Genomic DNA, 2,834 nt, shown 5'->3' with positions numbered 1-2,834 from the left:
CCTGCGTGTTGGCAGGATAAGTGTGTGTGGTCAAGCCCTCGGCCTGTTAGTACCGGTCAGCTCACACACCTTGCGGTGCTTCCACTTCCGGCCTATCAACCCGCTGGTCTGGGCGGGGGCCTTACCCCATTGACTGGGTGAGAGACCTCATCTCGAAGCGAGCTTCCCGCTTAGATGCTTTCAGCGGTTATCCCTGCCGAACGTAGCCAACCAGCAGTGCACCTGGCGGTACAACTGGCACACCAGAGGTTCGTCCGTCCCGGTCCTCTCGTACTAGGGACAGCTCTTCTCAAGTCTCTTACGCGCGCGGCGGATAGGGACCGAACTGTCTCACGACGTTCTAAACCCAGCTCGCGTACCGCTTTAATGGGCGAACAGCCCAACCCTTGGGACCTACTCCAGCCCCAGGATGCGACGAGCCGACATCGAGGTGCCAAACCATCCCGTCGATATGGACTCTTGGGGAAGATCAGCCTGTTATCCCCGGGGTACCTTTTATCCGTTGAGCGACACCGCTTCCACATGCCGGTGCCGGGTCACTAGTCCCAGCTTTCGCTCCTGCTCGACCCGTCGGTCTCACAGTCAAGCTCCCTTGTGCACTTGCACTCGACACCTGATTGCCAACCAGGCTGAGGGAACCTTTGGGCGCCTCCGTTACATTTTGGGAGGCAACCGCCCCAGTTAAACTACCCACCTGACACTGTTCCTGATCCGGATCACGGACCGAGGTTAGACATCCAATTCGACCAGAGTGGTATTTCAACGGCGACTCCACCGACACTGGCGTGCCGGCTTCACAGTCTCCCACCTATCCTACACAAGCCGAACCGAACACCAATATCAAGCTGTAGTGAAGGTCCCGGGGTCTTTCCGTCCTGCCGCGCGTAACGAGCATCTTTACTCGTAGTGCAATTTCGCCGAGCCTGTGGTTGAGACAGCTGAGAAGTCGTTACGCCATTCGTGCAGGTCGGAACTTACCCGACAAGGAATTTCGCTACCTTAGGATGGTTATAGTTACCACCGCCGTTTACTGGCGCTTGAGTTCTGAGCTTCGCACACCCGAAGGCGCACTAACCCGTCCCCTTAACGTTCCAGCACCGGGCAGGCGTCAGTCCGTATACATCGTCTTACGACTTCGCACGGACCTGTGTTTTTAGTAAACAGTCGCTTCTCACTGGTCTCTGCGACCCCCCTCCGCTACCCCGCGCGAGGCGGTTGACGGGCGAGGGTCCCCCTTCTCCCGAAGTTACGGGGGCATTTTGCCGAGTTCCTTAACCACAGTTCGCTCGATCGCCTCGGTATTCTCTACCTGACCACCTGAGTTGGTTTGGGGTACGGGCCGCTCGGAACTCGCTAGAGGCTTTTCTCGGCAGCATAGGATCATCGGATTCGCCTCACTCGGCTATGCGTCAGGCCTCACCCTGCATGCGGCGCGGATTTACCTACGCCACGGGCCACACCCTTGCACCGGTACTACCACTCACCGGCCCGACTACCTTCCTGCGTCACCCCATCGCTTGCCTACTACCAGTCCGGGTCCCCAGCTACTCCCACCCGCACTCCGAAGAGGGCGAGCGGTTTCGGTGGGTCAGCATCGCTGGGTTCAGCATGGGCGTTCCTTCGCGGGTACGGGAATATCAACCCGTTGTCCATCGACTACGCCTGTCGGCCTCGCCTTAGGTCCCGACTCACCCTGGGCGGATTAGCCTGGCCCAGGAACCCTTGGTCTTCCGGCGGGGGAGGTTCTCACTCCCCTCTCGCTACTCATGCCTGCATTCTCACTCGCGTGGCGTCCACGGCTGGATTCCTCCGCCGCTTCACCCGCCACACGACGCTCCCCTACCCACCCACACACCTGGCCGCACCCCACGAATGAGGCGACGGCGGGCAACGTGTGAGTGCCACGGCTTCGGCGGTGTGCTTGAGCCCCGCTACATTGTCGGCGCGGAACCACTTGACCAGTGAGCTATTACGCACTCTTTCAAGGGTGGCTGCTTCTAAGCCAACCTCCTGGTTGTCTCTGCGATCCCACATCCTTTTCCACTTAGCACACGCTTAGGGGCCTTAGCCGATGATCTGGGCTGTTTCCCTCTCGACTACGAACCTTATCGCCCGCAGTCTCACTGCCGCGCTCTCACTTACCGGCATTCGGAGTTTGGTTGACGTCAGTAACCTTGTGGGGCCCATCGGCCATCCAGTGCTCTACCTCCGGCAAGAAACACGCGACGCTGCACCTAAATGCATTTCGGGGAGAACCAGCTATCACCGGGTTTGATTGGCCTTTCACCCCTACCCACAGCTCATCCCCCAGGTTTTCAACCCTGGTGGGTTCGGTCCTCCACGCGGTCTTACCCGCGCTTCAACCTGGCCATGGGTAGATCACCCGGCTTCGGGTCTAGAGCACGCGACTATCGACACCGAAGTGCCACCGCCCTGTTCGGACTCGCTTTCGCTACGGCTACCCCCCACGGGTTAACCTCGCCACGTACCGCTAACTCGCAGGCTCATTCTTCAAAAGGCACGCAATCACCGCCCGCACACGAAGTGCGGCTTCACGGCTCTCACGGCTTGTAGGCACACGGTTTCAGGTACTATTTCACTCCCCTCCCGGGGTACTTTTCACCTTTCCCTCACGGTACTCGTCCGCTATCGGTCACCAGGGAGTATTCAGGCTTAGCGGGTGGTCCCGCCAGATTCACACCGAATTTCACGGGCTCGGTGCTACTTGGGAACACGTCACAGGGAGGTGCAGCGTTTTCGTGTACGGGGCTCTCACCCTCTACGGCGACCCCTTCCAGAGGCCTTCCACTAACGACTGCACTTTCTCACTCCCC

General features: G+C 59.4%; 1 rRNA gene. It reads right to left on the bottom strand.

Annotated elements, in window-relative coordinates:
- Nucleotides 1-26: 26 nt before the first annotated feature.
- A 23S ribosomal RNA gene (locus tag BM165_RS23660) occupies nucleotides 27-2,834 on the bottom strand; the annotation flags it as partial.

Origin of the sequence: Geodermatophilus obscurus, assembly GCF_900115395.1 — a bacterium.
In the GTDB taxonomy this organism is placed as follows: domain Bacteria; phylum Actinomycetota; class Actinomycetes; order Mycobacteriales; family Geodermatophilaceae; genus Geodermatophilus; species Geodermatophilus obscurus_B.
Note: the sequence above shows the minus strand (reverse complement) of the source record. Positions and strands in the feature narration are given on the sequence as shown.